Origin of the sequence: Streptosporangium sp. NPDC051023, from assembly GCF_040689595.1 — a bacterium.
Taxonomy (GTDB): domain Bacteria; phylum Actinomycetota; class Actinomycetes; order Streptosporangiales; family Streptosporangiaceae; genus Streptosporangium.
The window spans coordinates 79,225-106,223 of the sequence record NZ_JBFBCE010000009.1 but is presented as its reverse complement, the minus strand read 5'-3'; the positions used below and the strand labels follow the sequence as shown (position 1 = coordinate 106,223).

Here is a 26,999-nt window from a genome sequence, read left to right as displayed (position 1 = left end):
CTTCACGTGTGACACGTGTTCCACCGGTTCAGCGAACAGTGGTGACCGGTGCCAGCCACAGGCCGATCAGTGCGTCGACGAGGCCGACGGCGGTGGCCTCCCAGGTCGTGCGCGCCGTAGGGGCGCCCTCGTGCAGGGCGCGCTCGCGCTCGGCCAGCGTGTGCACGATCAGCAGGCGGCTCATGTCGCCGCGCTCGCGGTGCACCTCCTCGGGCAGGCCGGGCAGCAGGCGGAACATGCCCTCGTGGGTGCGCCGCATCGAGGGGGCCGCCATGGACTCCTCGACGAGGACCTCGCACAGGGCGGGCACGGTGGTGACCTGCGCGATGAAACGGGCCCGCCAGCTCGGCACTCCCAGCGCAGCCAAGTGATCGATGGCGGGCCGTACCAGGCAGGAGACCCAGTCGCGGAGGTCGTCGGAGGCGCCGATCTCGGCCAGCATGCGCAGGCGCCGCTGCTCGGTCTGCTCGGTGTAGTGGCGCACGATCGTCCGCACCAGGTCGGCCTTGGAACCGAAGTGGTAGCCGACCGCGAAATTGTTCGCCTGCCCGGCCGCCTCGCTGATCTGGCGGTTGGAGACCTCCCCGACGCCGTGCTCGGCGAACAGCCGTTCGGCGGCGTCGAGGATGGCCACGCGGGTCTCCCGAGCCCGGTCGGGCCTGCGGGTCGCCGTCACCATCGCACGGGCACCTGCTCCAGGCCGCCGACGATGAGTCCTTCGCGGCGCTTGAGCTCCTCGGCCGGGACGGCCAGCTCCAGCGTGGGCAGACGGTCGAGCAGCACCTTGAGCACGGTCTGCAGCTCGGTGCGCGCGAGCGCCTGGCCGAGGCAGGAGTGCGGGCCGGCGCCGAACGTCAGGTGCGGGTTGGGCGAGCGGTCCAGTCTCATCTGGTCGGCCTGCTCGAACTGCCTGTCGTCCCGGTTGGCCGAGGCGATGCTGCACACCACGGTGGTGCCCGCCGACAGTGTCTCGTCGGCCACCTCGGCCTCTTCGCCGATGTAGCGGGGGATGCCGAAACCGGGGTTGGCGTCGAGGCGCAGGGCCTCCTCGACGGCCGGGCGGATGAGCTCCCGGTCGCTGAGCAGTTGTTCCCAGCGGGTGCGGTCGGACAGCAGCATGGCGACCATCTTGCCGATCATGTTGGCGGTGGTCTCGTGCCCGGCGACCAGCAGGCCCTTGGCGGTCACCAGCACCATCTGCTCGGTCAGCCGTCCGTCGAGTTCCCCGGCGATCGACAGCAGTTCGCTGATCAGGTCGTCGCCCGGCTCCGCGCGCTTGGCGTCGGCGAGCGCGACAAGGTACGCGTCGAACTCGGCCTGGGCGGCGTCGATCTCGTCCTGGCCGTACTTGGTCATGCTGAGCATGGTGTCGGACCAGTAGGCGAACTTGTCGCGGTCGGAGTCGGACACACCGAGCAGGTCGCAGATGGCCCACACCGGCAGCGGGAAGCCGAGGGCGCTCACCAGGTCGGCCGGTGCCCCCTGGACGGTCATATTTCCGACCAGGTGCTCGGCCATGGCCTCGATCCTGGGCCGCATCGCGATGACGCGCTTGGCGGTGAACGCCTTGCCGACCAGCTGGCGCCACATCCGGTGGTTGTCGTCGTTTATCCCCATGCCGCTGTCGCCGAAGACGCCGCCGGACTCGTTGGCGGTGACCCGGGCGGCGTCGTCGGCGTCGAGCCGGCGCGTGAAGCGGGGGTTGGCCAGCACCTGCCGCACGTCGTCGTAGCGGGTCACCAGCAGCGCCTCGTCCCCGCTGGCCAGTCTGATGGGGGCCACGGGGCACTCCTCCCGCAGCTCGGCCCACTCCTGTGACGGCTCCAGCGCACCGGGGCTGCGGAAGGGGTATTCGGGAACGTCGATACGGATGTTACTCACGGTCACTCTCCCCTGTCTTTGTCAGAGACAACATAAGTCGGTTGACTTAGTTAAGTCAACCGACTTAACTGCTGGGGCGGTCGGATGGCGATCGGTCCTCCGTTGGATGGTCGTTCAGGTGAACTGTGGTGAGCTGGGATTTTGTGCGCTCGACCTTGATCGATCCGTCAATGCTCCGTCCTTGGCGCTCCGGCGGGCCAACCTTCGCCCGGATGGACGCACTTCGAGGCGCGGAGGTGGTTGTGAAGTCAAACCTTCCTTAATGTAAAAGAAAGTAAAGGAAAATGTAAAAGAAGTCGGCGTGCCGCTCTCCGGTGCTGGAGCGGCCTGTCGGCGGCTCGCACGCACCGTCGATTCGGGCGCTGTCAGAGGTTGACCACGACGAAGGTGACGAAGCCGACGAAGACCAGGCCTGCGGTGATGGCCAGCAGGGACGGGAGCAGCAGGTGCTGCCAGGTGTCGACCCGGGCATCTTGTGAACTTTCGGGCAGATAGATGACCCGGACCGTACGGCCGGTGGACAGCCCCAGGCCGCCGCCGTGCGCCTGCGGGGTGAACTCCACCCGGTTGCCCGTGTTGTCGGTGAAGACGATCACCGGGGCCCAGCTCGGCCCCGACGAATCCGGGTCCACGTAGCGGACGTTCTCCACCACGAGTCCCTCGGCGCGCAGGCCGCGCCGGTGCAGACGCCAGGCCAGGGAGACTTCCCTGAACCCCCAGCCCAGGGCGTAGAGGCCGGCCACCAGCATGCCCGCGGTCTCCGGCAGCCTTTTCGCCAGCTTCCTCGCACGTCCCGTCAACGTCGATTCCTCGCTTTCTGCCGTGAAAAAGTCAATGCCCCGTGGCGATGGCGATCGCGGCCCCGATGAACATCGCTCCGAAGACGAACAGGCCCAGGGCGCCCAGCCGTAGCTCACTCCAGGACTCCACCCGGGCGGCGTGCGGCCTGTCGGGCAGGTAGACCACCTTGACGGTACGGCCGGGCGGCCACTTGCGCCCGGTGCGCACCGAAGGGGAGAACTCCACCGGATAGCCCAGGTTGTCGGTGAAGCCGATGACCGGCACCCACTCCCTGCCCGAGTCCCCCCGAACCTCCACGTTGTCGATCACGGTGCCCTGGGCACGCAGGCCCTCGCGGCGCAGCCGGCTCGCCGCTCGGTTCACGGCGAACGCGACACCCCAGATGGCAAGGCCGCATATCAAGCAGAACAGGAACCCAAAGCTCACGCTTTCCTCGCCTTTCGCGCGGACGCCGTTCCTGTCTCCTTCATACGTCCTGCAGGGAGAGGACGGGCGGATGTCCGTGCTTTTTCAGACGCTGACGATGGGTGAGGCGCCGACAACACCAGATCAGAAGCCGGGATCTTGACTATGGTGTCACAGACCGCGGTGACGGTCAGGACCTCGTGCCGCATGTGTTCCGGCAGGCTCGTATCTGACGGGGTAAAAGAGACGCTCACCGGTTCCGCCACCGCGAACTGCAGGACTACCTGGCCAGATGGGGCAGTCGGTCGCCGTGATCCCGGACTGGGCGGAGCCTTCAGCGGATCGCCCGTCCACATGCGGCACGCGGTCGCGATGGTGTCCACGCTCGGCCGTCACAAGCCGGGCGTGGACACCCCCTGTATCCGTGGTCACGTCTTCACGCGGTTAAGCCCGGGAACCGGTCGTTCGGGCGGGGCGTGGGAATTCTCTGATTTCACGGGCTGGCATGGCCGACGGTTTTCGCCGGATTTCACAAAAGCAGCCGGGGATTTTCGCGACGCTCAAGACGAACCGCATGCAGGCAGGGGAGTGGCGCCCGCGATGTCGGCTTCACTGATATAACCTATGGCATTTCCCTGACTTCGGTCGATGACCAGATCCCAGAAGACGTTTCCTTGGTAAACGTCTCCCGAGATCCGGCAGAGGGCGGCCAGATTCTCGCCGGGGTGAGCGGTGAAGACGCGGTCGGGTGTGGTGTAAATCCGAGGGAGGTGGTGCGCCCAGGCGTCACGCAGCAAGGAGATCCGCGTGCCGGCACCCACTGCCTGGACCTTGCCGCGTCTGTGACCGGAGGTGCTCTGCCGGGCGCCGGCGGGCGCGCGCGCCGAGGCCGATGCGGGAGGTGTGGGCGCATGTCCGGCGGGGGAGGCGGCGTTCGCCGCGACCGCGGTGCCTGGCAGGGTGAAGAAGATGATTCCGGCGACGGCCGCGGCCTTACGCCACCCTCGTGAGCCACTCTCAGCGATATGCCTGTTGCTCATGTGTCGCCCCTCTGCTTCGTGAGAAGTCATCACTTTGATGCTTTCCGGCCTGTCGGGTGATTTTTCTGTTCGCGCACTCCTGAACCGTCGATCGCCACCGGATTACGAGGTTTTCTGCGCTGTTTCTCTTCTCGGTTGCGCGAGGGCGGTGTTCACGCGAAATGAGATCGGTTTGTGATAGGGCGTTTTCCTCTGCCGATCGTGGAAAAGTGTGATGTGCAGGCCCAGATTTTCCGTCCATCGGTCGCTTGTGGACATTTCTACGATGGCAGCGCCATAGTTGGACCTGCCATGAGCACAAGTGCGTATGGACAACGGAGGGGGCCGTGTCACACCTGCCGAGGGGCGACTACGAGAGGATGCTCGGCCTGGCTGTGGAGGTGCTGGAGGCCAGGCAGTCTGACCAGGTCTGGCGTCTGATTGCCGATGAGCTGATGCGCGCGCTGGACGGCGCCGTCCTGGTCATGAAGGATGTGGAGTGGACTCCGTCCAGCGGCGTGGTCGGAGTCTGGCATCGCGACGCCACACAGGCGTCCGTGCTCGCGGGCCCGGGCTCGGAGCACGTCCGGCGCGGGTACCCGTTCGCGGGCCACTACGGTGCCCGTGCGGACCGCGGCCCGCGCACGGCCACGCAGCTCGTCGGGGAACGCGCGTGGCTGCACAGCGCGACGGCCAGCGCGACGCGCGAGGCCTTCGGCACTCGCCACATGCTCGGCATACCGCTTCCCGACGTCGGCGGTCACGTCCGTGGTTTCGTCGTCCACCGGGCCGGAGAGGACTTCAGGGAGCGTGACCGCCTCTACGCCACGCGCATCCAGCCCCTGCTGGCCGGCGCCTCAGCCCAGCACGGGCTTCTGGCGCGCTGGCAGGCACTCGTCGAGCCGGGCCGGCCACACGAGCTCGCCGCGCAGTACGACCTGACGCCGCGTGAGATCACCGTGCTGCTGATGCTGGCCGAGGGGTTTCCCGCCGCCGGCATGGCACGACGCCTGGGCATCTCCGTGCGAACGGTTCACAAGCACCTGCAGAACCTCTACCGCAAACTCGACACCGTCGACCGGCTCGGCACGGTGCTGCGCGCCCAGAAGCTGGGGCTGCTGCGTGAGGCCCCGGAGCGTCAGCGCTGTGGTTAGGGGAGGTGCCGGATTCAGGTCTGATCGACGGTGTTCCGGGTTCAGGTCTGATCGGCGGCGCGGCCAATGAAGCCGAGAACACGTTCGGTGACCAGTTCCGGTGCCTCGAGCGGGATCGCGTGGCCGACGCCGGACACGATTTCGGTGTGACGCAGGGGCAGGAGCAGCTGGGCGCGGGCGACTGCCAGGGCGGGGCGGAACATCTTGGTGCGTTGCCCGACGATGAGCTGCGTCGGCACGGTGACCCGGCGGAGCTCGTCGTCGGTGAAGCGCCGTGCGGGGCTGCGATCCGGGCGGAATCCGCGGGCGCCGATCAGAACGGGCCTCATGATCTCGGGACGTTCGACCAGGGCCTGCTCGCCCAGCAGGCGGTACAGCGCCGGCCGCCAGGACTCGGGCGTCCGCATCGCGAACAGGGTCGCCAGCAGGCTGAGCATGAAGCGAAGGGGCACCTTCGCCAGGCCGCCGGGGTCGAGCAGGGTGACCGAGGCGAGTCGTTCCGGCCGGTGAACTGCCTGGTTGAGCGCCAGCCAGCCGCCGTAGGAAAGCCCGGCCAGGTGCACCCGGTCCAACCCGAGGTCGGTGAGGACCCCCGACAGCCAGGCGGCGGCGTCGCCGGAACCGGTCACGAGCCTGCGCTGGACACTGGCGCCCGGGTCGTCGATCGTGTCGATCGCGTAGACGGGATGACGGCGTCCGATGGCCATGGCGGCGGGGCTGGGTGTCGCCGTGCTGGCGGGGCAACGTGACCCGGAAAGCGCCCTGGCGGTGCTACGCGGGCAGCTCACCCGCCTGATCCCCATCCGGGCGCAGGCCGGGTGACGCTTTCACGCTGCCCCGTCGCGGTGCCGGGGCCGCCCTCGCGGGGATCACCGGGGGGCGTCCGCCTTCGTGACGGGCCTGTGCGGGTAGTCCTTCAGGGCGACCTCGTCGTGCAGCCGCAGGCCCCTGGCGCCGAGATCGGTCAGGGTGCGGGCGATCGGCGTGGGAACGTGGTTGATCAGCCGTACTCCCTGGATCAGACTCCACAGGCCCAGGCGGTCGGCGGGGATGAGCCGCTTGGCGGCGCCGACGGCGAAGGTACGGCTGCGCCGTACGTAGTCGCCGATCTCCCGCTCGTAGGCGGGGAACGCCCGGGTGTGGTCGCCACGGGCCTCGGCCAGCTCGCCCGCCAGGACGTAGGCGCCCACGACGGCCAGGCTGGTGCTGCCGCCGACCGCGGGACCCGGGCAGTAACCGGCGTCGCCGACCAGGCTCACCCGCCCCCTGGACCAGGTGTCCATGCGCAGCTGGGTGATCGAGTCGAAGTAGAACGCCGAGGCGTTGTCCAGTTCCCGGCCCAGGAGACGGGGCACCTCCCAGCCCAGCCCGGCGAACTGCTCGCGCAGCAACTGCTTCTGCCGGTCGACGTCGCGGTGGTGGTAGTCGAGCGGGGCGCCGGGGCGGAACAGGAAGACCGCGCGGGCGTCGTCCAGGTGCGCACCGCCGTATACGCCCACCATTCTGTTGACGCCCGTGACCCCGTCCATCCGGTCGCGCAGGCCCAGATAGTTGGGGATCGACATGACCGCCAGGTAGGCCCCGATCCAGGTGGAGAAGCGTGACTCCGGGCCGAAGACCAGGCGCCGGACGTTGGAGTGCAGCCCGTCGGCGCCGATCACCAGGTCGAACCGGCGGGCGGGACCCTGCTCGAAGGTGACGTCGACGCCCCCGGCGGTCTCGGCAAGGGAGGCGATGGAGTCGCCGAAGAGATATTCCACGTCGCTCCGGGTGGCCTCGTGGAAGATCTCGCCCAGGTCGTCCCGCATGATCTCGACGTGCCGGTCGGACACGACGCGCATCAGCTTGCCGATCTCCAGGCTGTGCGGGCGGCCGCTGTTCTCGGGCCGGAACGTGAGCCACTCGGTGCCGGTCTTCCTGGCCTGGACCGGTTCGGTCAGGCCCATCCTGTCGACGATGTCCATGGCCGGGCGGAACAGGTCGACCGCGTGGCCGCCCGCCTTGCGCAGTGCCGGGGCCCGCTCGACCACGGTGACGGCGAAGCCGTACCTGGTGAGCCAGTAGGCCAGGACGGGACCGGCGACGCTGGCGCCGGAGATGAGGATTCGCACGCGCCGTCTCCTTACTTAACGGGAGGTAAATTTTTTACTTAACGATAGGTAAGCACGGTTCGCGGCCGGGCGCAAGGGCTTACTGAACGATAGGTAAACGCTAACCTTGGTCCCATGGCGAGACCTTCGGACACCAAGACGCGCATCCAGGCGGTGGCGCGCGAGCTCTTCCTGGAGCAGGGCGTGCAGAACACCAGCCTGAAGCAGATCTCCGACCGGCTCGGCATCACGAAACCGGCCCTCTACTACCACTTCCAGTCGAGAGAGGACCTGGTCAGGAGCATCATCCAGCCGCTCGTCGACGGCCTGGAGGCGTTCGTCGCCGAGCGTGAGGCAGGGGAGGACGGGCGGCGGCTGCTGGAGGACTACTTCGACCTCGTCTGGCGGCACCGCGAGGTGCTCGTGATGGTCCTGCACGCGCCCGCCGCGCTCGTCGAGCTCGACCTGATGGACCGGATGTGGGAGTGGCGCAAGCGGCTGACCGTCCTCCTGCTCGGCCCCGACCCCTCGGCCGCCGCGCGGATCCGCGCGACCGTGGCACTCGGCGGCATGTCGGACTGCGTGGTGGAACACGCGACCCTTCCGTTCGACGAGGTCAAGACCGTCGCCGTGGAGGCCGCACTGGCCGCCCTCGCCCTCTGAGCCCGCCGGCCGCCGCCGTCGTGTGCGCCGTCGCGTCCGTCGTGAAGGGGCGTCGTGAGGGACGGTGTCACCTGGCCGTATCACCGAACGGCATACGGCGGGCACTGAAAGTGAGTGGATATCCTCCTTCGTACGAGTATGAGCAGCACGCGTACGGTGGCCGGTATCCGTTCTCCCAGACGGTCGCGCAGAATGTTGTGGGGTTTCTCCATGCGCCGACCGGAACGTTTTGGTGTGGGATCGACCTCATGACAGATGAAGGGAAGTCGTTGTCACAACCAGAAGAGGCGGCAGGTCCCTCGTCAGGCCGTGGATTCTCCACGGGGGACCTGGCCCGGATCAGCGTGTTCGCCGCATTGATCGCCGTGCTCGGCCTGCCGGGCGCGCTGAACGTTTTCGGCAACGCGGTGCCGATCACCCTGCAGACGTTCGGTGTCATGCTCGCCGGCGCGATCCTGGGCGCCTGGAGGGGGGCTCTCGCCGTCGCGGTCCTGCTCGTGCTCGTCGCCGCGGGCCTGCCCCTGCTGGCCGGTGGCCGCGGCGGCCTGGGCGTCTTCGCCGGGCCCTCGGTGGGATTCCTGATCGGCTGGCTCCCGGGCGCGGCCGTGACCGGCTGGATCGTCGAGCGCGGCGGCCGGAACCCGGGCATCGTCCGGCTGGTGACCGCCTGCCTCGTCGGCGGCATCGGGGTGATCTACCTCTTCGGCATCCCCATGCGGGCGGCGTTCAGCGGGATTTCCCTGGGCGACGCCGCGCTGCTCAGCGCCATCTTCCTGCCCGGTGACGCGATCAAGGCGGTGCTCGCGTCCCTGGTGGTGCGGGGTACGCAGCGGGCCTACCCCGACGCGGTCCCCGCCGTGCACCGCGAGCGGCTCAAGGCCGCGGGGAGGCGTTGACCCCCCATGCCGGTGGCCGCGCAGGTGATGCGACACGCCTTGGAACGCCCGCACCGGCTCGCGCTGCGCGGGCCGGAGGGTGATCTGAGCTACGCCGAGTTCGCCGGGAGGGTCGCCGCCGCCGCGCGACACCTTTCCGGGCGCGGGATCGGGCGTGGCGCGCTGGCCGCGATCAGCCTGGCCGATCCGGTGGCCCTGCTCACCGCGGTGCTGGCCGCCGACCTGGTGGGAGCGACACCGCTGGTCTGCGACCACAGCTGGGAGCCGGACCGGCGGGAGCGGGTCATGGAGGCGGTCTCCGCGGACGCCCGCGTCGAGGCGCCGCTACCCGTGACGCCGCTGCCCGTGACGGAGGGCCCGGCGGCGGGGGCCAGGACGGGAGAAGGCGCGGGGAACCCGGCGGCGGGACCGTGGGCCGGGGCGGTCGCAGCCCCGGCCGACCGGGCGTGGGCCTGCTTCAGCTCGGGAAGCACCGGCAGGCCGCGCGCCGTGGTGCGCACCAGGGCGTCGTGGACGGGATCCTTCCCGCACCTGAGCGAACTCGCCGGAATCGGCCCCGACGACGTCGTGCTGGTCCCCGGCCCGCTGTCGTCCTCCCTGTACGGCTTCGCGGCCGTGCACGCCCTGGCGACCGGCGCGACGGCCGTCGTGCCGGGGCGCTGGCCCGCCGCCTCGCTGGCCGCCCACCTGGGAAGCTCGACCGTGATCCACGTGGTCCCGCACCGCCTGCCCATCGTGCTGGAGGCCCTGCGCGCGCCCGGAGGCCCGCGGCGGACGGCTCTACGCACGGCGGTGGTCGGCGGGGCCGCACTGGACGCGGACACTCGTGCCCTGGCGGCGGACGCCGGGGTGAACGTGGTGTCCTACTACGGCGCGACCGAGCTGTCGTTCGTCGCCGCAGACCCGGACGGCTCCGGCCTGCGCCCGTTCCCCGGAGTCGAGATCGAGGTCAGGACGGCCCCGGGGCAGGCGCTCGGCGAGGTGTGGGCGCGCTCGCCCTGGCTGGCCGAGGGATACCTCGCAGGCGCGGCCGGTCCGCTGAGGACCGACGGCGAGGGCTGGATGACGGTCGGCGACGTGGCGGAACCGTACCGGCCGGGCGAGGTCCTGCGGCTGCGCGGCCGGGGCGATGGCGCGATACAGACCGGTGGCGCGACCGTCGTGCCCGAGGACGTCGAGGAAGTCCTCAGGAAGGCGCAGGGAGTGGGCGACGTCGTGGTCGTCGGCTCGCCGCACCCCGAGCTCGGCGCCGTGGTCACGGCGATCCTTGAGACGGAGGGCGCCTCGCCGCCCCCGCGGGCGGCTCTGGAGGAGCTGGCGCGCGGCGGGCTGGACGTGGCGCAGCGGCCGAGACGCTGGTACACCGTCCAGAACCTGCCCCGCACCCCCGCTGGCAAGCCTGCGCGTGGCCTGCTCGCCGCCCGCCTGGCCGGTGGCGACCCCGACATCCGGCGGCTCGCCTGACATGCGGCAGGAGGACTCATCCGATATGCGCGCGTGGCGGGACTCGCCCGGCACGGGGCGGGAACCGGTCGTCGTGGCGGCCCGCCGTACTCCCATCGGCACCGCCTCGCACGCGTTCAAGGCGCTGACGGTCGACCGGCTCGCCGCCCCCGTCGTCGCGGCGGTCGCCCGTGACGTCGAGAGCCTCGGTGTCCCGGTCGAGGACGTGGTGCTCGGCAACTGCACCGGTCCCGGAGGCAACATCGCGCGGATCTCCGCGCTGGCCGCCGGGATGGGCCACGGCGTTCCGGGCGTCACGGTCGACAGGCAGTGCGGCAGCGGCCTGGCCGCGATCCTGCTGGCGGGGCAGGCGATCCGCAGCGGGGAGATGGACCTCGTCGTCGCCGGAGGGGCGGAGAGCGCATCGACCGCGCCGCTGCGCGCCCACCGAGGGCTCGCGGGCGAGGAGGACGTACCGTACGAGCGGGCGCCGTTCGTCCCCGCCGGATACGCGGATCCGGACATGGGCCCCGCCGCGGAGGCGCTCGCCGCAGCCCGTGGCGTGACCCGTGACCGCCAGGACGCTTACGCGTACCAGAGTCACGCCAAGGCGCTGGCCGCGCGGGAGGCGGGCCGGTTCGGGCAGGAGATCGTCGCGCTCGACGGCAGGCAGGACGACCAGTGGCCGCGCGCCCTGCGCATGAGGTCGCTGTCCCGGCTGCCCGCCGCGTTCGTGCCGGGGGGCACGGTGACCGCGGGCAATTCCTCCCCGGTCAGCGACGGCGCGGCGGCCGTGGCCGTCGTGCCGGAACGGCTGCGCGCGGCCGAGGGCCTGCCAGGACTGCGGCTGCGGGCCGGTGCCGTCGTCGGCTGCGACCCCGGGCTCCCCGGGCTCGGGCCCGTGCTCGCCGTACGGCGGGTGCTGCGGCGCGCGGGCGCGGATCTGGAGCGGGTGGCGGCGGTGGAGATCGTGGAGGCGTTCGCGGCGCAGGTGCTCGCGGTGACCGACGAACTCGGCCTCGACCCCCTGGGCTCCGACGCGGACCGGGTCTGCGCCGACGGCGGCGCGCTCGCTCTCGGCCACCCCTGGGGCGCCACCGGCGCCGTGGTGGTCACCAGGCTGTTCAGCAGGCTCGTGCGCTCCGGCGCGCCGCCGGGGACGCTGGGACTGGCGACGGCGGCGGTCGGCGGCGGCCTGGGCGTCGCCGCGTTGTTCGAGGTGGTGTGAATGATCGAGATGTCCGATGTCGGGGTCCGGTTCGGACAGCGCGAGGTGCTGTGCGGGGTCACGGTCTCACTGCCGGAGCGCAGGGTAGGGGTGATCGGGGCCAACGGCTCGGGCAAGAGCACGCTCGCCCGCCTGCTCAACGGCCTTGCCCTGCCCTCCTCGGGAAGCGTCACGGTCCTCGGGCTCGACACCCGCCGCGACGCCGCCCGGATCAGGCGCCGTGTCGGATTCCTGTTCAGCGACCCCGACGCGCAGATCGTGATGCCGACGGTGGCCGAGGACGTGGCCTTCTCCCTCAGGCGTAAGGGGCTGTCGCGCGAGGAGACCGGCCGCAGGGTGCGGGACGTCCTGGCCAGGTACGGCCTGGCCGGGCACGCCGACCATCCCGCGCACCACCTGTCCGGAGGTCAGAAGCAGTTGCTCGCCCTCTGCTCGGTCATGGTGCTCGAGCCCGACATCCTGGTCATGGACGAGCCGACGACGCTGCTCGACCTGCGCCACTCCCGCCAGGTCGCCGATGTCCTGCGTGGCCTGCCACAGCAGGTCGTGGTGATCAGCCACGACCTCGCGCTGCTTGAGGACTTCGATCGCGTGCTGGTGCTGGACGCCGGGCGGATCGTCGCCGACGCCGAACCAGAGTCGGCGATCGGTCACTACCGGAAGATCATGTCTTGAACGGGCTCACCGGGGCCTATGTCCCGGGCGGCTCGTTCCTGCACCGCCTCCCCACGGGTGCCAAGCTCCTCGCCCTCGCCGTCTCGTGCACGGCGCTCCTGCTGAGCCCGCCCGTGGTGCTGGCGGGCGCGGTGGCCGCCGTGGCGCTGCTGTACGTCGTCTCCGGCGTGGGCGCCGCCGCCGCGTGGGCGCAGATCCGGCCCGTCCGCTGGTTCGCCGTTGTCCTGTTCGGCATGCAGTTCGCGCTCGTCGGCCTGCCCGGCGCGGTGTCCTCGACGCTGCGCGTCGTGCTCGCCGTCGCACTGGCCGGGCTGGTGACCCTCACCACGCGCACCGCCGACATGATGGCCTTCCTGGAACGCTGCTTCGCCCCGGCCAGGTTCGTCGGCCTCGACCCGTTCCGCCTGTCGCTGCTGCTGTCCCTCACCCTGCGCAGCGTGCCGGTCGTCGCCGGGCTGGCCACCCGGGTCCGGGAGGCGCAGCGCGCCAGGGGAACCGAGCGGAGCTTGCGGGCCTTCGCGGTCCCGCTGGTGGTGAGCGCGCTGCGGCACGCCGACACGCTGGGCGAGGCGCTCAGCGCCCGTGGTCTGGACGACTGAGCGTATCGTCGTGAACGGGGCGGCCTGCGCCGCGTCCGGCTTTCCGCGCCGATCGACCTCCTTCGCCCTGCGCCGCACGGCCTGTGGTGGTCTGACCTGGGCGCTCCGGCCCGGTGGTCGTCGATGGCGATGAGGACGCGAACATGCTTCGACCGGCACCCGAAGGTGGAGGCGGATCCTTGCCGGGGATCCGGCGGGCAGTGAACGAACGAGGTGAAATCGCAAAAGGCGAACCGATGAAGGCCTCTCTGTAAGGCCGCCGCCTCTCGTGAGAAGAAAAGGAAAAGGCATGTCTTCTTCCGCTACGCACCGTTCCATGCAGGTCGCCGAGCCTGGCGGGGAGGTGTCTCCGGTTCAGGTGGATACCCAGGAGCCGGGCCTGGGCCAGGTGCGGGTCACCGTCGAGGCGTGTGGGGTGTGCCACTCCGACGCGTTGATCACCGCCGGACACATCCCGGGCACCACCTTTCCCGTCACGACAGGGCACGAGATCGCGGGACGCATTGACGCGATCGGCGACGGCGTCACCGGCTGGTCCGTCGGTGATCGGGTGGCGATCGGCTGGTACGGAGGCAGTTGCGGCCACTGCGACGCCTGCAGGGAGGGCGACGGCGTTCTCTGTCCCGAGCTTCAGGTGCCGGGGGTCGCGTACGCCGGAGGGTTCGCCGACTCCGTCGTGGTGCCGGCCGTCGCCCTGGCCTCAGTCCCGGACGGGCTCACGGCGGTGGAGGCCGCGCCCCTGGCCTGCGCCGGTGTGACCGTGTACAACGCGCTGCGCCGTAGCTCCGCGCGCCCGGGCGACACCGTCGCGGTCCTCGGTCTGGGCGGCCTGGGACACCTGGGCGTTCAGTTCGCCTCGAAGATGGGCTTCAACACGATCGCGCTGGCCCGCGGTCCGGAAAAGGCGTCGCTGGCTCACAAGCTCGGCGCGTCCCACTACATCGACAGCGCCACCGAGAGGACGGCCGACGCGCTGCAGGTCCACGGGGGAGCCAAGGTGGTGCTGGCGACGGTGACCGACGCCGCGGCGATGTCCGCGACGGTCGACGGGCTGGGGCGCCGCGGCGAGCTCATCATCGTCGGCGTCGCCGTGGAGCCGCTGGACGTCACGCCCCTGCAACTCGTGGGTCAGGCCAGGCGGGTGTACGGCCACGCCTCCGGCATCGCGGTCGACACCCAGGACACCATGAGGTTCGCCGTCCAGAGCGGCGTCCGGGCGTGGACCGAGGAGGTTCCGCTGGAGGAAGCCGATGCGGCGTTCCAGAAGATGCTCTCCGGCCAGGCTCGCTTCCGCATGGTCCTGACCACCGGCAACTGAACGCTCCGCGAGGAGGAACGCCAGGCCCTTCCATCGAGGGCACACGGCGGACAGGCGGATACGGCATGAGCGACCGCGTGACGCCGCCTCATCCGGGGCCGTTGCCTGACCTGCCCCTCACCGTCTGCCGACATCCGGCCGTCGCTCCTGGACTTCGACGGCGAGGGACGCGAATGTGGAGGGCGCCCCCCACGCACAACAGCCCCGGTGGCGTACACGGGCCACCGGCATCGAACGCGGAGGAGCAGAGACCGTGGACATGAAGCTCGAGATCGTGGTGGTGCCGGTCGCCGACGTGGACCGATCCAAGGACTTCTACAAGGCACTCGGGTGGCGGGAGGACGCCGACGTCGCCACCGGTGAGGACTTCCGGGTGGTGCAGCTGACTCCACCCGGCTCGGCGTGCTCGGTCATCTTCGGCACCGGGGTCACCTCGGCCGCGCCGGGTTCGATGCAGGGCCTGTACCTGGTCGTCAACGACATCGACACGGCACGGTCCGAGCTCATCGACCGCGGGGCCGACGTGAGTGAGGTGTTCCACGACGCGGGCGGGGTGTTCCACCACGCCGGGACCGAGGGGCGGGTGTCCGGTCCCGCTCCGGGCCACCAGAGCTACGGCTCCTTTGCCTCGTTCAGTGACCCCGATGGCAACGGCTGGCTGCTCCAGGAGGTCACCACCCGCCTTCCTGGCCGGTGACCCGGCGGGCGGCGGGCAGGTGACACCCCGGGTGACACGGCCGCCGTGGGGTGCCGGCGCAGGCCATGGGCCTGCGCGCCACCGCCGCCCTCATGCCGTTCACCCTGCTTCCTCAGCTCGTCCGTCGTCGCCAGGGCCGCCGGGAGATCGCCTGACCTCGGTCGCGGTGACCGCCGTCACACCTCGCTCGACGCGTTCGACGTCGCCGAGCACCACCGCCGCCGCCCGCCCGGGGCCCATGTAGGTCACGGCGGCGCGGTGCACGTCCTCGACCGTCGCGGCGGCCAGCCGTTCCGCGTGCCGGGTCAGGTAGTCCAGCCGCAGCCCGAACCCGGCCAGCGTCCCGGCGTACCCGGCCAGGCCCGCCTGGGTTGCCGTCGAAAGAGACAGAGAGCCGATGGCGTACCGCCGCGCCTGTTCGACCTCCTCCAGGCTCGGCGGGAGTGCGGCGATCCTGCCGAGCTCGTAGAACGTCTCGACGAGCGCGGGGGCGGTCACCTCGGTGGCCACGTTCACCGAGAGCATCAGGGCGGAGCCGCCGAGCGAGTGGTCGACCACCGAGCTTGGCCCGTAGGAGTACCCCTTGTCCTCGCGGATGTTCTCGGTCCACCGGGAGCAGAAGTAACCGCCGAAGATCAGGTTGGCGAGCTGCAGGGCGGCGTTGTCCGGATGGTCGCGCCCCGGGGCGGGCAGCGCGAGCCGTATCGACGACTGCACGGTTCCGGGACGGTCGACCAGCAGCAGCGGTCCCGGCACCGGTGCCGGGGCGGGTGGCATCAGGACGTTTTCCGCGGCGGCGCCGGTCCACTGGCCGAGCCTGCGGCCGGCCAGCTCGACGGCGTCGTCCGGCTCCAGATCGCCGACGAGCACCAGCGTGGCACCGCCGGGGCGCAGCCGCCGCCCGTGCAGGGCCCGCACGTTCTCGGCCGTGACCGCGCCGACCCGCTCGGGAGCCGGGGTCTCGACCGCGTACGGATGGTCACCGTAGACGCGCCTCAGCAACTCGGCCTTGGCCACGTTCGGCGGCTGGCTCAGCGCGATCCGCATCCGGTGGGCCAGCCGCTCACGCTCGACGGAGACCTCGTAGCCGGGGTACGCCGCCTCGCCGAGCACGTCGGCGAGCACCTCGAGCGTCCGGTCGAGACCGGACGCGAGGCAGTTACCGCTGATCAGCCAGCGGTCGGGGTCGGCGCCGCCGCTGAGCGTGCCCCCGGCCGCCTGCAGCTCGACGGCGATCCCGGTGGCGGAGCGCGTGCCCGTGCCGGACAGCAGCGTCTGCGCCAGCAGCGCGCCTTCGGCGATGTCGACCGTCGCCATCGGCACCCAGAGCCGCAGCTCGACCAGGGGAGCGCTCGGCCGGGCGATCGCCAGGACGGTCAGCCCGTTCGGCAGCACCGTCTCCATCTGCGGGGGCAGGGAGAGCGGGGATTCCGGTCCCAGTTCGGGAAGGGCGCGCGCTGGCCCTGTCGCGACGGTGCTCACCGGTCCCTCCCCGCGACCAGCTCGATCGAGGCCCGCCGGTGTGGCCGCAGGCGGGCGGCGGCGGCGCGGATCTCCTCGGTGGTCACCGAGGTGAGCAACGCGGGCAACTCGTTGAGCAGGGCGGGATCACCACGTTGCAGTTCCAGGATGGCCATTCGTACCCCTCTTCCGGTCACCGCGTCGCCGTCGCGCAGCAGCAGGGCCACCATCCGGGCCTGAACACGCGCCAGCTCCTCCTGGGGCAGCCCCTCCGTCGCGAGGCGCTCGACCTCCTCGTCGACGGTTTCGAGCACCCGTTCCGCCGACCCCCCTGAGGGCAGGTTCACCTGCAGCAGCAGCGCCGTGGGGTCCAGGACGTCGAAGGCGTCGCCCATGAAGCCCGTGTAGCCGCTGACCCCGGTGGCCATGCGGTCCCGCAGAACGAGCCGCTCGACCAGGCGGGAGGAGGCCCCGTCGGTGAGCACCTCGGCCAGGACCACGTACGGCAGGTAGCCCGCGAGGTCGGCGACCGGGTCCGGCACCCGCCACGCGGCGGCGACCGCGGGCGTCGGCGCGGCCTCGTCCACGTGGGAGCGGTGACGTGCCGCGGTGAGGTCGGGCTCGGACAGGTCAGGCCGCGCAGGAGCCGGCCGGGCGGGGACGTCGCCGAAGTGCCGCTCGACCATCCGCCGCGCCTCCTCGGGGACGAAGCCGCCGGTGACGCTCAGCACGGCGTTCCCGCAGGCGTAGTACCGGTCGAAGAACTCCTGGGCGTCGCCGACCTCGGCGGCCTCCAGGTCCTCGAAGGAGCCGTAGCCGTCGTGCGCGTTGGGGAAGGCGTCGAACATCACCGGCGGCAGCCTCAGCCAGGGAAAGCCGCCGTAGGGCCGGTTGAGGATGTTGACCCGGATCTCTTCCTTGACCACGTCGACCTGGTTGCGCAGGTTCTCCGGGGTGAGCCGTGGCGCGCGCATGCGGTCGGCCTCGAGGAACAGCACGCGTTCGAGCGCGTTCGCGGGCACCGTCTGGAAGTACTCGGTGTAGTCCAGGTGGGTCGAGCCGTTGAAGGTGCCGCCCGAGCCCTGCACGTGCCGAAAGTGCTCGAACTTCTCCAGGTTCGCCGAGCCCTGGAACATGAGGTGCTCGAAGAGATGGGCGAAGCCGGTGCGGCCCTCGGGCTCCGAGCGGATGCCGACGCCGTACACGACGGCGACCCCGACAACGGGGGAGCCGGGCTCTGGGGCGAGCACGACGCGCAGGCCGTTGCCGAGCGTGAAACGCTCGATGTGGTAGCGGGTGCGGGGGATCTGGACGAGCCCCGGCGACGGTACCCGGATCACGCCTCGTGCCTGAGCGTCTCGCGGGATTCCGCCGTACGGCCGTGCGGATCGAGCGACGTTCCCATCGACATGGCGTCTGACATGACGTCCTTTCTTGCCCGGGGCTGCGCTGGATGGCCTGGAGCCCAGTTCTACCAGGCGAACCCTGTCCAGGAAGTAGGTATTTCTGCGGTTTTTGTCACTGATGCCGAACCGGCCATGTCAGCTCCTGCCCCGGGGATCAGGGCCGCTCGCCGAGCCGTTTCACGGGTGAACGTGCGAAACTTTGAAAGATGTGGGAAAGCCGGTCGGCGACGGGCGCCCGTGCCAAGGGCGGGGTGCCGGTGCCGAGCGGGCACCGAGCCGGGCGCTCCACGCCCGGGGTGCCCGGCAGGCCGGATGGCGTGTGATCGGAAAAGAGGCACCGGGATGGTCAGGAAGGCTCCGCGAGAGGACGTCACCGAGGACGGGCTGGAGATCCACCCGCCCAAGGAGTGGGCGGCGGGCATTCCCGGCGTCACGAGGTCGCTGCTGACCTCCTACGCCCAGATGGGCGCGGGCCGTACGTTCCTGACCCTGGTCCGTGTCAACCAGAAGGACGGGTTCGACTGCCCCGGCTGCGCCTGGCCGGAGGGCGAGCACCGCAGCCCGGCGGAGTTCTGCGAGAACGGCGCGAAGGCGGTGGCCGAGGAGGCCACGACCCGCAGGGTCACCCGTGACTTCTTCGCCAAGCACTCCGTCGACGAGCTGGCGGGGCGCACCGACTACTGGCTGGGCCAGCAGGGGCGTCTCACCGAGCCGATGCACAAGCCGGAGGGGTCGGACCACTACGTGCCCGTGACGTGGGAGAAGGCGTTCGAGATCGTCGGGCGGGAGTTGCGCGCCCTCGACGCCCCCGACGAGGCGGTGTTCTACACCTCGGGCCGCACCTCGAACGAGGCGGCGTTCGCCTACCAGCTCCTCGTGCGGCGCTTCGGCACGAACAACCTCCCCGACTGCTCCAACATGTGCCACGAGTCCAGCGGGTCCGCGCTCACCCAGACCCTGGGGATCGGCAAGGGCACGGTCTCCCTGGAGGACCTGCACCGGGCCGACCTCGTCTTCGTGGTCGGCCAGAACCCCGGGACCAACCACCCGCGCATGCTGTCGGCGCTTGAGCGGGCCAAGCGGAACGGCGCGCGGATCGTCGCCGTCAACCCGCTCCCCGAGGCGGGGCTGCTGCGCTTCAAGAACCCGCAGCGCCCCTCCGGGCTGGTCGGGCACGGCACGACGCTGGCCGACAGGTTCCTGCAGATCCGGCTCAACGGTGACCTGGCGCTGTTCAAGGCACTGTCCAGGCTGCTGCTCGAGGCCGAGGACACGGCGCCGGGCTCGGTGGTCGACCGCGAGTTCGTCGAGGCGCACACCCATGGCTTCGAGGAGTGGGCGGCGGACGCCCGTTCCCTGGACTGGGCGGACGTCGAGGAGGCGACGGGTCTCGAGCGCCGGGCCATCGAGGAGACGGCGCGCGACGTGCTCGGGGCGCGGTCGGTGATCGTGTGCTGGGCGATGGGCCTCACCCAGCACAAGAACTCCGTCGCCACCATCAGGGAGGTGGTCAACTTCCTGCTGCTGCGTGGGAACGTCGGGCGCCCCGGCGCCGGGGTCTGCCCGGTGCGAGGGCACTCCAACGTCCAGGGCGACCGGACGATGGGCATCTACGAGAAGCCGCCTGCGCGGTTCCTCGACGCGCTCCGCGACGAGTTCGGGTTCGAGCCGCCCCGTGAGCACGGCCTGGACACCGTTGAGGCGATCAGGGCTCTGCGCTCCGGCGAGGCGAAGGTGTTCCTCGCGATGGGGGGCAACTTCGTCGCCGCGACGCCGGACACCGAGGTGACGGAGGCGGCGATGCGGACCGCCCGGCTGACGGTGCAGGTCTCCACCAAGCTGAACCGCTCCCACGCCGTCTGCGGCAGGCAGGCGCTCATCCTGCCGACCCTGGGACGCACCGAACGCGACGGCGACCGGTTCGTCACGGTCGAGGACTCCATGGGCATGGTTCACGCCTCCCGGGGCAGGCTCAGGCCCGCCTCACCCGAGCTGCTGCCCGAGGTGGCGATCGTCTGCCGTCTCGCGCGCGAGATCTTCGGGGCCGACCCCCACGTGCCCTGGCAGGAGTTCGAGGCCGACTACGACGTCATCAGGGACCGCATCGCGCGGGTCGTGCCCGGCTTCGACGACTTCAACGCCCGTGTCCGCGCCCCCGGAGGTTTCGCCCTGCCCAACGCGCCCCGTGACGAGCGGCGCTTCCCGACCGCGACGGGCAGGGCCAACTTCACCGTCAACCCGCTCGAGGTGCTGAGGGTCCCGGAGGGACGGCTGCTGCTGCAGACGGTCCGCAGCCACGACCAGTACAACACCACGATCTACGGCATGGACGACCGCTACCGGGGTGTGAGCGGCGGGCGCAGGGTCGTCTTCGTCAACCCGGACGACCTGGCCGAGCGCGGCCTGGCGGACGGCGAAACGGTTGACCTGGTCAGTGAGTGGCCCGACGGCGAGCGCAGGGCCGAGAAGTTCCGCGTCGTCGCGTACCCGACCGCCCGTGGGTGCTGCGCGGCCTACTTCCCCGAGACCAACGTGCTCGTGCCGCTGGACTCGGTCGCGGAGACCTCGAACACCCCGACCTCCAAGAGCGTGGTCGTCAGGCTCACTCGGCACGCCGGTACGGCGCCCGCCGCCTCCGCGGGCGAGCACGGGATTTCCCAGGAAGGACGTGAGCTTTCCCGCGAATGACGTGAGCGGACGAGTCAGCCCCCGCGGGGCCCCGGCGAACGGGCCCCAGAGGCAGGGGGCCGGCCATCACCAGCCTCCTGCGCCGCCTGGGAGCCTGCGGGGCGCGGCTCTCACGGGATGTGCCACGGCCCGATGCCGTGACCGGAGGCGCCGGATCGCGTCGTGATCGGCGGGACGTGGCGGCCGTTCACCGGAGTGACGGTGTGAGATGGCGGCGCAGGTATTCCCTCAGAACCACGGCGTTGTTGTGCTCGGTGTCCTTCGCCGAGTAGACAAGGGTGACCGGTCCCCGCCGCGCGGCTTCGAGGAGCGGGTGTACGGCGTCCTGGTTGGCGTCCAGTTCGCGGAGGTAGCGGGCGCGGAACTCCTCGAAGCGCTCCGGGCGGTGCCCGAACCAGCGTCGCAGGTCCGCCGAGGGCGCGACGTCGCGTGCCCATCCGTCAAGCCTGAGATCGTCCTTGCGGACGCCCCTGGGCCACATCCGGTCGACGAGGAACACCGCTCCCTCGGTGGGCTCCCGGTCGTACGCCCTGCTGACAGTGATATCCCCCATCTCTCGTGCCTACCCGGAGTCTTTGACGTCAAGCTCTCGAGCGGCTCATGTGCAACGTGATGGTTGCGCACCCGGGACGCGTGAGGGTGTTCGGGCAGGGGCCAGAGAGGCAGGTGTGACTGAAGAGACGGATGAGGCTGGCGGTGGTTATGAGGATTTTGTGAGAGATATGTCAGGGAGTGCTTCTAGATTCGTTTCCGCCTCACAAAACGAGAACGACGAGGACGAATGGAGAAGATCATGCGTGCTGTCACATGGGGGCCGGTGAGCATGGCGGAGCTGTACACCGGCGGCGCGAACGGGTGCGGTGCGGGGACCTGGACCGAGCGGGAGAGGGGCACCACGCACGTCCCCGCTGCCCGCGACAGCGTCCGGATCACCTGATCGGAGCCGGGGAGGGGCGACCAGGGGCGTAAGTCGCCCCTCCCCGCACGGCCCGCGCGAGGCGCGAGCAGGCCGGAACATGCCGCTCGTCCTCGCGCGGGGGCGGGACGCGCGGCACCTCCTCCGGCCGGCTCGCGCGTCCGCCGCCCGAGACCGCCTCAGATCCGGTGAAGGCCAAAGGAGCGGGGATCGGTCTCCGTCAGGCGCCGCCGTACGGCGTCCGCCCGCTCGTCATCCAGCTCGGCGAAGATCTCCGCGGCCTCCTGCCATCGGGCCCGCGCCGCCGCGAGGTCGCCGGAGTCGTGCAGTGCTTCGCCCAGCAGGCTCAGGACCTCGGCCTCATCCACGCGGTCGTCGAACTCCCGCATCAGCTCCACCGCCTCGCCATAGTGCGCGACGGCCTCCCCGTACCGGCCGAGCCCGGCCTGCGCGGTGCCCAGGGTGCGCAGCGTCAGACCTCGGCGATACCGGTCGTCGAGCTCGGCGTATATCCCGAGTGCCGCGCCCGCGCCGGACAGCGCCTCACGGTGGCGGCCCAGTTCGTTGTCGTTGCGGGCGAGGTCGTTGAGCGCCTCAGCTTCCAGCGGCCGATCGCCGCTGTCCCTGGCGATGTCCAGCGCCTGGCCGTAACACGTCGCCGAGTCCGCGAACCTGCCGAGCCTGAAACAGGTGGCGCCCAGGTTGACCAGCACGTCTCCCTCCAAGCCCCGGTCTCCGATCCGCCGGGCGACCGTCAGCGCCTCGTCGTAGTGTGCGACGGCCTCGTCGAGACGGCCGAGCCGGGCGCTGACCCAGGCCAGGTGGTTGAGGGCGTAGCCCTCCTCGAAGGGTTCGCCCGCCATCCTGCTCGCCTCGACCGCGACACGGTAGACGGCGATCCACGCCCTTCCCGGCACGTGGAAGTCGAGAAACGCGGCGAGCGTCCGGGGAATCCGCCACGCGGGCCCCAGCCATCCCCGCGCCGCCGAGTGATGGGCCGCCGCCATCAGGTTGGGCAGCTCCTCCTCGAACCAGCCGACGGCCTCCTCCGGGCCGCCGAACCGCGGCAGGCCGATACCGGTGGGCACAGGCCCGGGCATCGGGGCCCGGCTGGTCGGCGGCAGGTGCTCCGCGGCGTCACGGGCCGCGTACAGGTACCAGTCGAGCACCCGGCCGAGCGCGGCGTCCCGATCCTTTTCCGCCTCCCCTTCAAGAGCTCGTTCGGCGGCGTAGCTACGCAACAGGTCATGGAAGTCGTAGCGTCCGGGGAACCGGGACCTGAGCAGGTGGTCGGCGGTGAGCCGGTCGAGCAGCCGTGTGACGCCCGCGACGTCCCCGCCCATCAGGGCGGCCGCGGCCCCCGTGCTCACCTCGGGTCCCGGATGCAGGCCGAGAAGCCGGAACAGGCGCGCGGTGTCCTCGTCCAGTGCGCCGTAGGTCCAGGAGAACACCGTGCGTAGGTCGGTGTTGCCGCCGTCTCCCGCGTCGAGCGCGGACAGGCGGGTCGCCTCGTCCCGCAAATCCGCCACCAGTTTGCCGAGCGGGACGCCGGGAAATCGCGCCGCGCGCTCGGCGAAGATGCGCAGCGCCAGCGGAAGACGGGCGCACCGATCGACGATCTCCGCGACCGCCTCGGAGGCCGAGGACACCCGGTCCCGGCCGAGCACCTCGGCCAGCAGCTCGGCCGCCTCCTCCCGGGGCATCTGGTCGAGGACGACGCGCCGTGCGCCGTACTCGACGACGAGGCCGCGGAGCTGGTTGCGGCTGGTGACGACGACCATGCCGTCCGAGCCGGGGATCAGCGGGCGGACCTGCTCGCTGCTGCCCGCGTTGTCGAGAAGCAGGAGCGTCCGCCTGCCGGTCAGGAGTGTCCTGAACAGGGCGGAGCGTTCGTCGAGACCCGCGGGGATCCGGCCCGGCGGGGTGCCGAGCGCCCGTAGCAGCGTCTCCAGGGCCTTTGCCGGATCGACGGGCGGCTCCGGGCCGTATCCGTGCAGGTCGAGGTAGAGCTGCCCGTCGGGGAAGCGCTCCGCGATCCGGTGCGCCCAGTGGATGGCCAGGGCCGTCTTGCCGGATCCCGCGGTGCCCTGCAGCGAGACGATCCTTGGCCCTCCCATGGACGCGTCCTCGTCCAGCATCAGGTCGAGCGACGCCAGCTCGGCCCGGCGCCCGGCGAACCCGGGCATGTCGGGGCGGAGCTGCCGGGGGATCGGGGCGGCCGCCTCCTCTCGCGGCACCGCAAACGCCTCGGGCGCGCGGACGGACGGGTCGTCGGTCAGGATCGCCTGGTAGGTGGCGCGCAGCGAGGGGCCGGGATCGACGCCGAGCTCCTCCGCCAGCAGCGCGCCCAGCGAATGATAGGCCTGGAGCGCCTCCGCGTGACGTCCGCTGCGGTGCAGCGAGAGCATCAGGAGCTCCCAGAACGGCTCCCGCAGCGGATGGGAGCGGGTCAGCTCGCGCAGCGTGGCGACCAGCTCGGCGTGCCTGCCGGTGCGCAGGCCGACGTCCAGCCACTGCTCCTGCAGGCGCAGCCACTCCTCGGTGAGCGGCCCGACCTCCTGGTCGTGGAGCGTCGCCGAGTCCACGTTGGACAGCACCGGTCCCCGCCACAGCGCGATCGCCTCCGACAGCACGTGCGAGGCGGAGTCCAGGTCCCCCGCCGCGGCCGCCTGCCGTCCCGCGTCCGCCAGGTCACGCAACCGCAGCAGGTCCAGCGAACCCGCGTCGACCTCGGCCCGGTAGCCGTCGGGGACGGTACGGATGACCTCCCGCGTCCCGAGCTGCTGCCGCAGCCGGTTGACGTAGCTGTGCACGGTCGCCCTGGCCCGGTCGGGGTCGTCGGCGCCGTCCTCCCACAACCACGAGGCCAGCCGGGAGGCCGGGACCGTCTCCCCGGGGCGCAGCAGCAGGCCGCCCAGCACCACGCGCAGTTTGTTGCCACCGATCGGCACCTCGCGGCCTTCGGAGAGCACGGTCAGCGGACCAAGTACACGAAATCTCACACCATCACCTTTGACATCCTCCGCCTGCCTGAAGGCAGGGGATTCCAACAGCACCTACCCCACCAGGAGAAGGGCGCGTTGAGGTTCACGGTTCGCAGGCTCACCCAACGGCGGGCCTCCCCGTGCGGACACGGCATGCCCTGCCGCGTGTCGAATGTTGCATGCCGCGTTCACGTCCGCGTTGGCGGCGTATCCGCAGGACCGGCACCGGAAGGCGGCTTGGCTCTCGCGCCTCCCGGTCCACGATCCCGCACGCCGAGCACCGCTGACTCGTGTACGCAGGGTTGATCTTCACGACCCGGCCCGGGGCCTTGTGCTCCAGCCGTTCGACGAGCCGGCCCCACCCGTTGGCGAGAATGCCGCGATTCAGTCTGGCTTTCTGCAGGACGTTGCGGCCAGGCGCCTCGAGGGTGCCTTTCGCGGACCGCGTCATGGCGCGGATCTTCAGGTCTTCAACCGCGATCACGTCGAACCGGCGAGCCAGGCCGGTAGATGTCTTCTCCACCCAGTCCTTACGGCGGTCGCTCTGGCGGGCCTTCAACCTCGCGATCGCAGCCTTGACCTTGCCCCGCCGGTTGGAGCCTCGTTCGGCGCGGGCGAGGTCGCGCTGCAACCGCACCAGCCGCTTCGCCTCGGCCTCACGCAGGCCGGGAGCGCGCAGCAGTTCACCGGTGGACAGGGCCGCCGACACCGCGACGCCCCGGTCCACGCCGACGACCTCGCCCGTGCCGGGTGCAGGCACGGGTACGGGGATCGCGGCGAACGCGACATGCCAGCGCCCTGCCCGATCCCGGGTGATGCGGTAGGACTTCGCCCCGTCCGGGACGGGGCGGGACCGGCGGAACCGCACCCAGCCCACCTTCGGCACCCTCACCTCGCCCACGTGGCGCGACAGGCGCCGCACGTCGCCGGGTTTGACCGCGACGACGCGAAAGCCCTCGCCCTGGCCGCGTTTGCGCCACGTCGGACGGCGGTGGGTCTTGGCGAAGAAGTTCGCCATGGCCTGGGCGAAGTCCTTGAGCGCCTGCTGCTGCACGACGATCGACCCGGCGCGCAGCCACTCGGACTGCGCCCTGGCCTCGGTGAGCTGGCGGCACTGCTCGGCGAACCCGGGGGCGCTCTTGCGGCCCGGTTTCCAGCAGGCGTGCTGCTCGACGGCGAGGTTCCACACGAACCGGGCATGCCCGCACTGCTCGGCCAGCGCCGCCGCCTGGGCAGAGGTCGGGGAGAGCCGGTAGCGGGACACACCGATCAACCTACCGAGCCGCACCGACAAAACCAGCAGGCCACAGTGCCCGCCCGATCCGCGCTTCCCGCCCGCCCTGAAGGACGGGGCATCCGCGCTGGAGGGGTCTGGTGACACAGAACCGATGAGCATCGCCGTTCGCTGCGGAAACGGCGGAAACGGCGGACCACACGCTATCGTTGTGGATCTCTCGGCGCGCGACGCGGGACTTCCCGTGGAGCCGGGACGGGGCGTCCCGGCTCCAGGAGCGGGTGAGCGGGCCTCGCGGAGGGCTTCCTGGAACGGCGGGGCTCAGGCGTCCCGGGCGAGCAGCTCCTTGAGGGCGTCGTCGATGAATTCGGTGTCCACCGGGTTGAGGCCTCCTCCGGCGAAGTGCCCCCACGCCCCCGGGATCACCCGCAGCTCCGCGTTCGGCATGTGGGCGACCTCCCACTCGCTGTCCTCCGGCGGGAAGTAGAGGTCCTGCCGGGCGGGCATGACGATCGCGGGTGCCCTGATCGAGCCGAGCGCCTCCTCGGTGCCGCCCGCTCCGGGGGTCTTGCCGACGTCGGCGTTCTGCCAGGTCCAGAGCATGGCGAGCAGGTTGTTCGCGTCACGCTTGATGAACAATCCCTCCCAGAACCCGACGAGGAAGTCCTCCAGCGAGCCGTAGTCGAGCGGGTCGCGCTCGTAGGTCCTCTCCCGGTAGAACTGCTGGGAGAAGCCCCAGCCCGCGTAGACCCGGGACAGCGCCCGCAGGCCGCTCCCCGGCTGCTCGGCGTACCAACCCTCGTGCCACGCGGCGTCCGCGGTGAGCGCGGCCTTGACCCCTTCAAGGAAGACGATGTTGTGCAGGCTGGTCCGTGCCGAGCCGCAGAAGGGAAGGATCCGCCGGACCATCTCGGGATGGCTGACCGCCCACTGGTAGGTCTGGCCCGCCGCCATCGACCAGCCGGTGACGAGCGCCAGGCGTTCGATGCCGAACACCTCCGTGACCAGGCGGTGCTGCGCCTCCACGTTGTCGTACATCGTCACGTGCGGGAACCGCGCCCTGTCGTGCGGGGGCGGGGTGTTGCTCGGCGAGGAGGAAAGTCCGTTGCCGAACATGTTCGGGATGACGATGAAGTATCTCGAAGGATCGAGGGCCATGCCCTCGCCGATGAGCCACTCGTTGTCGTAGTGCTGGCCTGAGTACCACGTGGGATAGACGATCGCGTTGCCCTTGTCCGCGTCGAGCTCGCCGTAGGTTTTGTAGGCGAGCTTGGCGCCGGGCAGCGTCGTGCCGTTCTGCAGCCGGACATCCCCCAGGTGGAACACGTCGTAGTCCATCGTGGCCTCCTTGCCGACCACCGGTCTCGACCGCCCAATCTCAGCTTCATGGTAGTCCGGGGCCCGGCGGGTGGCCGGAGGCGGGGCACCGCCCCGGCCGGTC

At 70.8% G+C, this 26,999-nt stretch carries 23 protein-coding genes and 1 pseudogene; 11 read left to right on the top strand and 13 right to left on the bottom strand.

Annotation, left to right across the window (positions count from 1 at the left end; translation table 11 throughout):
- Positions 1-28: 28 nt before the first annotated feature.
- The 4 genes from AB0395_RS08465 to AB0395_RS08450 all read right to left on the bottom strand — a co-directional run bounded on the left by AB0395_RS08465 (position 29) and on the right by AB0395_RS08450 (position 3,108).
- Positions 29-679 carry a TetR family transcriptional regulator gene (locus AB0395_RS08465; protein WP_366278279.1) on the bottom strand — a complete coding sequence of 217 codons (651 nt, stop codon included), beginning with the start codon at positions 677-679 and terminating at the stop codon, positions 29-31.
- Complete coding sequence (locus tag AB0395_RS08460; protein ID WP_366278277.1) at positions 673-1,881, bottom strand: cytochrome P450; 1,209 nt, start codon at positions 1,879-1,881, stop codon at positions 673-675. The genes AB0395_RS08465 and AB0395_RS08460 overlap by 7 nt, the downstream gene beginning before the upstream one ends.
- A 365-nt stretch (positions 1,882-2,246) precedes the next feature.
- Complete coding sequence (locus AB0395_RS08455) at positions 2,247-2,681, bottom strand: DUF3592 domain-containing protein (RefSeq protein WP_366278275.1); 435 nt, start codon at positions 2,679-2,681, stop codon at positions 2,247-2,249.
- A gap of 31 nt (positions 2,682-2,712) precedes the next feature.
- Positions 2,713-3,108: a DUF3592 domain-containing protein gene (locus tag AB0395_RS08450; RefSeq protein ID WP_366278273.1), complete on the bottom strand. Its 396-nt coding sequence runs from the start codon at positions 3,106-3,108 to the stop codon at positions 2,713-2,715.
- A 1,345-nt stretch (positions 3,109-4,453) separates the two neighbouring features.
- On the opposite strand from AB0395_RS08450, the gene AB0395_RS08445 reads away from it, so the two are divergent.
- Entirely contained in the window at positions 4,454-5,260 is an 807-nt protein-coding gene (locus AB0395_RS08445; protein WP_366278271.1) for a LuxR C-terminal-related transcriptional regulator, read from the top strand.
- Positions 5,261-5,301: 41 nt separating this feature from the next.
- Here the strand turns inward: AB0395_RS08445 and AB0395_RS08440 are convergent, their stop codons facing one another.
- Positions 5,302-5,967, bottom strand: a complete 666-nt coding sequence (locus tag AB0395_RS08440; protein ID WP_366278269.1) for an alpha/beta fold hydrolase — start codon at positions 5,965-5,967, stop codon at positions 5,302-5,304.
- 162 nt (positions 5,968-6,129) lie between these two features.
- Entirely contained in the window at positions 6,130-7,371 is a 1,242-nt protein-coding gene (locus AB0395_RS08435; protein WP_366278267.1) for an FAD-dependent monooxygenase, read from the bottom strand.
- A 114-nt stretch (positions 7,372-7,485) separates the two neighbouring features.
- Between AB0395_RS08435 and AB0395_RS08430 the strand changes: the two genes are divergently transcribed.
- From AB0395_RS08430 to AB0395_RS08395, 8 genes are all read left to right on the top strand, one after another.
- Positions 7,486-8,013, top strand: coding sequence for a TetR/AcrR family transcriptional regulator (locus AB0395_RS08430; RefSeq protein WP_366278265.1), 528 nt, complete (start codon positions 7,486-7,488; stop codon positions 8,011-8,013).
- A 248-nt stretch (positions 8,014-8,261) separates the two neighbouring features.
- On the top strand, positions 8,262-8,909 hold the full coding sequence (locus AB0395_RS08425) for a biotin transporter BioY (protein ID WP_366278263.1): 648 nt from the start codon (positions 8,262-8,264) through the stop codon (positions 8,907-8,909).
- Positions 8,910-8,915: 6 nt separating this feature from the next.
- Positions 8,916-10,373: an AMP-binding protein gene (locus AB0395_RS08420; protein WP_366278261.1), complete on the top strand. Its 1,458-nt coding sequence runs from the start codon at positions 8,916-8,918 to the stop codon at positions 10,371-10,373.
- A gap of 25 nt (positions 10,374-10,398) precedes the next feature.
- A complete protein-coding gene (locus AB0395_RS08415; protein WP_366278259.1) occupies positions 10,399-11,580 on the top strand; it encodes a thiolase family protein in 1,182 nt (393 codons plus the stop codon).
- The gene (locus AB0395_RS08410) at positions 11,581-12,255 is read left to right on the top strand and encodes an ABC transporter ATP-binding protein (RefSeq protein ID WP_366278257.1); all 675 of its coding nucleotides are present in this window, start codon (positions 11,581-11,583) and stop codon (positions 12,253-12,255) included. It begins immediately after the preceding gene.
- Complete coding sequence (locus AB0395_RS08405) at positions 12,252-12,854, top strand: energy-coupling factor transporter transmembrane protein EcfT (protein WP_366278256.1); 603 nt, start codon at positions 12,252-12,254, stop codon at positions 12,852-12,854. The genes AB0395_RS08410 and AB0395_RS08405 overlap by 4 nt, the downstream gene beginning before the upstream one ends.
- 289 nt (positions 12,855-13,143) lie before the next feature.
- Entirely contained in the window at positions 13,144-14,172 is a 1,029-nt protein-coding gene (locus AB0395_RS08400) for an alcohol dehydrogenase catalytic domain-containing protein (protein WP_366278255.1), read from the top strand.
- A 259-nt stretch (positions 14,173-14,431) separates the two neighbouring features.
- A complete protein-coding gene (locus AB0395_RS08395) occupies positions 14,432-14,869 on the top strand; it encodes a VOC family protein (protein ID WP_366278394.1) in 438 nt (145 codons plus the stop codon).
- Positions 14,870-14,968: 99 nt separating this feature from the next.
- Here the strand turns inward: AB0395_RS08395 and AB0395_RS08390 are convergent, their stop codons facing one another.
- Both AB0395_RS08390 and AB0395_RS08385 read right to left on the bottom strand, forming a co-directional pair.
- A complete protein-coding gene (locus AB0395_RS08390) occupies positions 14,969-16,351 on the bottom strand; it encodes a pitrilysin family protein (protein WP_366278254.1) in 1,383 nt (460 codons plus the stop codon).
- Positions 16,348-17,670, bottom strand: coding sequence for a pitrilysin family protein (locus AB0395_RS08385; protein ID WP_366278252.1), 1,323 nt, complete (start codon positions 17,668-17,670; stop codon positions 16,348-16,350). Before AB0395_RS08385 ends, AB0395_RS08390 begins: the two co-directional genes overlap by 4 nt.
- Positions 17,671-18,078: 408 nt before the next feature.
- Between AB0395_RS08385 and AB0395_RS08380 the strand changes: the two genes are divergently transcribed.
- Positions 18,079-20,424, top strand: a complete 2,346-nt coding sequence (locus AB0395_RS08380) for an FdhF/YdeP family oxidoreductase (protein ID WP_366278250.1) — start codon at positions 18,079-18,081, stop codon at positions 20,422-20,424.
- A gap of 187 nt (positions 20,425-20,611) precedes the next feature.
- On the opposite strand, the gene AB0395_RS08375 is transcribed toward AB0395_RS08380, so the two are convergent.
- Positions 20,612-20,977 (bottom strand): DUF488 family protein, encoded by a 366-nt coding sequence (locus AB0395_RS08375; RefSeq protein ID WP_366278248.1) that lies wholly within the window; start codon positions 20,975-20,977, stop codon positions 20,612-20,614.
- Between the two features lie 240 nt (positions 20,978-21,217).
- Here AB0395_RS08375 and AB0395_RS08370 point away from each other — a divergent pair, with 240 nt between their 5' ends.
- Positions 21,218-21,361, top strand: a complete 144-nt coding sequence (locus tag AB0395_RS08370) for a hypothetical protein (protein ID WP_366278246.1) — start codon at positions 21,218-21,220, stop codon at positions 21,359-21,361.
- Between the two features lie 158 nt (positions 21,362-21,519).
- Here the strand turns inward: AB0395_RS08370 and AB0395_RS08365 are convergent, their stop codons facing one another.
- The 4 genes and pseudogenes from AB0395_RS08365 to AB0395_RS08350 all read right to left on the bottom strand — a co-directional run bounded on the left by AB0395_RS08365 (position 21,520) and on the right by AB0395_RS08350 (position 26,896).
- On the bottom strand, positions 21,520-24,342 hold the full coding sequence (locus AB0395_RS08365; protein ID WP_366278245.1) for a BTAD domain-containing putative transcriptional regulator: 2,823 nt from the start codon (positions 24,340-24,342) through the stop codon (positions 21,520-21,522).
- Between the two features lie 54 nt (positions 24,343-24,396).
- Positions 24,397-24,624: a zinc ribbon domain-containing protein gene (locus AB0395_RS08360; protein ID WP_366278392.1), complete on the bottom strand. Its 228-nt coding sequence runs from the start codon at positions 24,622-24,624 to the stop codon at positions 24,397-24,399.
- A gap of 4 nt (positions 24,625-24,628) precedes the next feature.
- A pseudogene (locus AB0395_RS08355) lies at positions 24,629-25,720 on the bottom strand (transposase); the annotation flags it as partial.
- A 159-nt stretch (positions 25,721-25,879) separates the two neighbouring features.
- Entirely contained in the window at positions 25,880-26,896 is a 1,017-nt protein-coding gene (locus AB0395_RS08350) for an alpha/beta fold hydrolase (protein WP_366278244.1), read from the bottom strand.
- Between the last annotated feature and the right edge of the window lie 103 nt (positions 26,897-26,999).